At 58.4% G+C, this 5,049-nt stretch carries 5 protein-coding genes; 4 read left to right on the top strand and 1 reads right to left on the bottom strand.

Features of this window, described 5'->3' with window-relative positions; genetic code table 11:
• The first annotated feature begins 121 nt into the window (after positions 1 to 121).
• From DDA93_RS15870 to DDA93_RS15860, 3 genes are all read left to right on the top strand, one after another.
• Complete coding sequence (locus DDA93_RS15870) at positions 122 to 1,258, top strand: tyrosine-type recombinase/integrase (protein ID WP_207771372.1); 1,137 nt, start codon at positions 122 to 124, stop codon at positions 1,256 to 1,258.
• 7 nt (positions 1,259 to 1,265) lie between these two features.
• Positions 1,266 to 1,610 (top strand): helix-turn-helix transcriptional regulator, encoded by a 345-nt coding sequence (locus DDA93_RS15865; RefSeq protein WP_116779291.1) that lies wholly within the window; start codon positions 1,266 to 1,268, stop codon positions 1,608 to 1,610.
• Between the two features lie 271 nt (positions 1,611 to 1,881).
• Complete coding sequence (locus DDA93_RS15860; RefSeq protein ID WP_133185600.1) at positions 1,882 to 2,946, top strand: hypothetical protein; 1,065 nt, start codon at positions 1,882 to 1,884, stop codon at positions 2,944 to 2,946.
• Between the two features lie 106 nt (positions 2,947 to 3,052).
• Here the strand turns inward: DDA93_RS15860 and DDA93_RS15855 are convergent, their stop codons facing one another.
• The gene (locus DDA93_RS15855; RefSeq protein ID WP_116779289.1) at positions 3,053 to 4,402 is read right to left on the bottom strand and encodes an MFS transporter; all 1,350 of its coding nucleotides are present in this window, start codon (positions 4,400 to 4,402) and stop codon (positions 3,053 to 3,055) included.
• Between the two features lie 25 nt (positions 4,403 to 4,427).
• Between DDA93_RS15855 and soxR the strand changes: the two genes are divergently transcribed.
• The gene (gene soxR / locus DDA93_RS15850; RefSeq protein WP_116779288.1) at positions 4,428 to 4,886 is read left to right on the top strand and encodes a redox-sensitive transcriptional activator SoxR; all 459 of its coding nucleotides are present in this window, start codon (positions 4,428 to 4,430) and stop codon (positions 4,884 to 4,886) included.
• The last annotated feature ends 163 nt before the right edge of the window (positions 4,887 to 5,049 follow it).

Here is a 5,049-nt window from a genome sequence, read left to right as displayed (position 1 = left end):
AACCCTGCGGAAATGCATCAGATGCAAGTCTCTTGATCCCTAAGGGCGTCGAATACCCGTCGACCTCCTCCTCTTCGAAGATTCATGACTTGACTTACTGCATCGGACTCGCATCTAATGCATGATATGGGCATTGGATGGGAAGTTTAGGGTGGGCGTAGGGCACCCGTTCGGGCTTTCCGCGGTGCATTTGGTGGAGGGTGTCGCCTTCATCAAGGAAGACTCATCTGTTTTCGAGGCAATGCTAGATGGTTGGCATGCCCAGCAATCTGGCGGACGTCGACTCCAGAAGAAGACTGTTGAAGACCGCCTGCTGATGGTGCGTCGGTTCCAGGCACACTCAGGCGTCTGGCCGTGGGAATGGACGGCCGCCGTATTCGATGAATGGATGACCGACTTGGTCTCGATCCGTAAATTGACGGCGGCGACGATTCGTGGATACCAGATCGCTATCCGGCAGTTCTGTGACTTCATCTGTTCACCACATTATGGGTGGGTCCAGCAGTGTGAAGAGCGCTTCGGAACGCACCCGGTGCAGATTTGCCATGAATGGAACACTCGCCCCCATGTGCAGGAATACGAGGGAGATCCGCATCGACGACCGCTGACACGCCCGGAGCTGCAGCTACTTTTTGATCGGGCAGACGAGGAGGTCCAGCTGCGCTTGTCGGCCGGCCGCAAAGGAGCCGCCGCCGCGTACCGTGACGCCACACTGCTGAAAGTTGTCTACGCGTGGGGTTTAAGGGCAAACGAGGCCGTGCGACTTGATGTGACCGACATGTACCGCAACCCAAAAGTGAGCGCCTTCGGGGACTATGGCTTCGTCCGGGTCCGGCATGGAAAGGCCTCCAAAGGATCACCCCCGAAGCCCCGGACGGTAACAACAGTGATGCCTTGGGCAGTCGACTCGCTCCGCGACTACGTTGAGAATGTATTGCCGCTGATGCGCGCCGGCTCGAGTACGGCACTGTGGTTCTCGGAGCGTTCCGGCCGACTCAGCGCACGATCGCTAAGTGACCGCTTCGCGCTCTACCGGGACGAACTCGGATTGGATCGGCAACTTTCACCGCACTGCCTGAGGCACAGCTACGCGACGCACCTTACCGAGGACGGTCATGATCCGCTGTTCATCCAACGACAACTCGGTCACGCATACCAATCGACAACCGGGATTTATACGCACGTCTCCGAAGACTTCGCAAACCACATCCTGAACGAAGCTCTCACCAAGATCCCAACGTTCGCCACGCTGAAATGAGGACAAGATGGGCAAGATCATCGGATACGAATGGCGCCTGCGAGAGCAGTTGGCGGCAGCTGGAAAGTTCAGCACCACAAAGCTCATCCCGCTCCTCGAGGAACGAGGTGTCCACTTGTCTGCCAGCCAGGTGTATCGGCTCGTCGCTGAGCGACCGGAGCGTTTGAATCTTCACGTGCTGATGGCCCTGACCGATATTCTTGGCTGCAGTGCCGATGATCTCATTGTGAAGGTAGACCTCGGTCAAGCCCAGAAGGATAAGGCTGTCGGTGAACAGGGCAAGGCAGATCCCGCGTCTGCTGTGATCCGCTCCCGCGCGCTGCGCCCTCGACCAGCACGCATAACTGAGTAGCCCGGTGATTCATGCACCTTCGGAAAGCTCCTCGACGACGTGCGGTCATCCTGGTCGCACTGCTCTAATCCTGCCCAGCGGCAGGTATTGCGAATACTGCTGGAAAAATTCACCTGTGACACGCCGCAGGTGCTTGCGGTGCAACGAACTGGACCACTTGAACCGGCCGGGTCTTTGCAAACGGTGCCGAGCCACAGACGCGATCAACGAACTGTTCTCTGAGGTCGTACTCCTTCGGCGCCCCGAGCTGCTCCCAGTCCGCAATCACCTCATGGCAGCCGACGGGCATTACCTGCTGCAACTCATCAAGAGCAGGAAGACCTGGAGGGTGCTCAGCACCGTCGTGTCGCTTCCAGATACCGCCCGACACGAAGATCTCGACCAGTTGGGAGCTGCGCGGTCCGTGAATCAGGTCCGCTCACTCCTAGTCGATTTGGGCGCTTTACCGGAACGGGACGAGTATCTGCACCGCCTCCAGAAGTGGACAACTGACCAGATCGCAGCGATACCGCATTCAGCCGATCAACTTGCCCTTCAACAGTTCGTCCGATGGTGTCATCAGCGACGGCCAAGGAAAGGGCCGACAACCAACACCCAGGCAGCGAACGACAAGCGCGAACTCCGCCTCATTTTCTCGCTGCTAAGCCACCTTAACGCAGCCGAACAGACTGCATCGACGGCAACCCAGGAACATTTAGACGCATGGGCAGTGAACGCACCACGCGATGCCTTCCGTGTCCGTGGCTTCATCCGCTGGTGCGCTAAAACCGGCACCAATCGATTTCTTACTCCGCCCGACTACCCACGACTCTCCTTTCGGATTGGAGGCAGCCTTGGACCGGGGAACGAAAGCGCCTTGCAATCGGCCCTCTCGGACCAGAACCACGATCCACGTATGGCGTTGGCCCTCCTTCTCAACGTCGTCTACGGAATCCGGGTACATCGAATCGTTGCCTTGCAACTAGCTGACCTCTCGATCACCGACGGAATTGCAAGCATCCAACTTGGCTCAGTCCGGTTGGATCTTCCAGCAGCGGCAACCGCATGGGTGGATGTCATCCTCGCCGGCAGGATAGATAAACGTCGCTTCGGCGGCGCGGCTCATGATGAAACGTGGATCTTCCCCGGGTACCGACACGGCAATCACCAACTGGCATCAAGTCTCGCCGCGCGCCTTAGGAAACTGGGCGTCGAGCCCGCCGTAGCTCACCAAGCCTCCAGCGCGGCGATCATCACCCAGGTACCCCCCGCAGTCGCAGCGCGGATACTCGGAATCAGCATCACTACGGCCTCCAACTGGCATAAACTCACTGGCAATGCTGTAACCCCACGATAGCTGGGCAGCGCAGAACCTAGCGCCGACATCAATGAGACTGCCGGACGATCGATTCGCGGTAGGAGTGCAACCGGAGGTTCCCGGCATGTGACTAGTTTGAGAATGCCTATCCGCTGCCCGATCCGCTTGATTCTCTTGGCAAAAGTGCGAGAAGGATGGGAGTGAGTACCGCATATAGCAATCCGATGGTCAGCAGCCCGGATTGGATATCGAGATCACCTAACGCGATCACAAGAACATAGGCCCCAGCAGCCCCTAGTTTTCCCAGTATTGACCATGCGGCGTATACCCGCGCGAGCCACTGATCAGTGACGACTGAAGCGACCCTAGAGTCGCTGACGACGTCCTCTGGCCCGAAAGCGATGCCCCAAATAAACCACGCCGCTGCAAAGATTTCCCACCGCGGGATTGAAACGCTGAGCATAGTGATCGCACCGAAGGCGGCGGCGGAGAATATGAGAATGCTCTTGAGTCGAACCTTTTCCCACCGCCCCAAACCGGCGAGCCATAAGCCAGTCAGCGCCCCGACGCTGTAAGCGGCCAAAGCGAAGCCGTAGGCGCCATCAGGCGCACCCGGAAGTTCGGCCAGGTACGGAATGGCGAGTACCGTGGCGACTCCGACCAAGAAGGATGCCCCAGCGGCCGAGAGGAAGGCCATTAACACGACCGGTGGCAACCGGCCCGTGTAGCTTGCGATTTTAGAAGCGGCCTCGATACCCACTACTTCGTCCTGACTGAGCACAGGTCGCTTTGCACCCAGAAGCACAACGGCGATCACGAAGGTTAGGACGTTGATGCTTAGCGCGAGAGTAAGACCACCGAGGCCAAAGAGCAGGCCGCCGACCGCAGGACCAACCATCTGCGAAACGGTCTTACTGGTTTTGCGTGCAGTCGCCAGCGCCTGCAGATCGTGTCTGTAGGTAGCCCGGAGGGCGGACTCGGCCGCCGGATTGTCGAAGGAACCCGCCGCGCCCACGAGGATGCCGACAACGGCGAATACGACTGGGTGAGTTTCCGATAACGGGATTAGCGCTGCTACGAGTACGGCTCGGATCACATAGCTGGCCAGGAGGAGACGCCGTCGATCCATGAAATCCGCGACCGCTCCGCCAGATGCTGCGAATAGTGAGCCGACGAGCATGCGACCCAAGAACGTGGAAGCTAGGGCGACGACGCTATCACTGATGGCATAGACGCCCAATGGGACTACGACAGCTGTTATTCCATCACCCAGTTCAGAAATGAGGAAGGCACCCAAGAGACGACGACTCCGCTGATCAGTGAAGGGACGAGTCAAACGCCTCGTTCCTTTCCACTCGCCCCTCATGTAGTCGGCCACCAGGACATCGGCTCTTTGTCCGAGCTGGTGACCGTCGAACCATGACCCTGCCTGCGTAATCCACTCCAAAATGTACTCATAGTCGGAAGATACGTCCTCAAGTGCACTTGAGGACAAATAGGAAGCGGCATAAATTCAGTCCATGACACCGCACACAACGGACAGACTGCACATCACTTATGTCTGCCGCCGATCTGGGCTAACAGCTGCGACGCTGCGTTTCTACGAAGAGCAAGGACTTATTCAGTCCGCCGGACGTACCGGTGGCAAACGGGTCTATCACCGGCACGTCCTGCGCAGGCTAGCGTTCATCGCTGCAGCACAACGAGTGGGCCTCTCCCTTGCGGAAATCAACGCGGCATTGGCTCCAATGCCAATCGAATATGCCCCAACGCCGGCTGATTGGAACCGTTTGAGCGAACCATGGAAACGACGCGTCGATGCTGCCATCAATAGCCTGCAAGTTCTGCGCACATCGCTGGACGAATGCATCGGATGCGGGTGCCTATCCATGCGGACCTGCTCGATCCTCAACCCCGAGGATGAAGCTGCCGTCGAAGGCAGCGGCCCCCGTTGGCTTCGACCAAATCGGAGCCAGTAGCGGTAGGGCGAGGAATGATTCGAAGTCACAACCGCGCTTCGACCGAACCGGCCAGCGCGGGTCCCACCAAGACCAAAAGCACTCACCACCGGGTTGCGAGCTAGGACTAAGCGAGGAATTCGCCTCATTCGAATTGCGCACCGTACCGACATATTACGACCGG

Source organism: Arthrobacter sp. Bz4 (genome assembly GCF_003075455.1).
In the GTDB taxonomy this organism is placed as follows: domain Bacteria; phylum Actinomycetota; class Actinomycetes; order Actinomycetales; family Micrococcaceae; genus Arthrobacter_D.
Note: the sequence above shows the minus strand (reverse complement) of the source record. Positions and strands in the feature narration are given on the sequence as shown.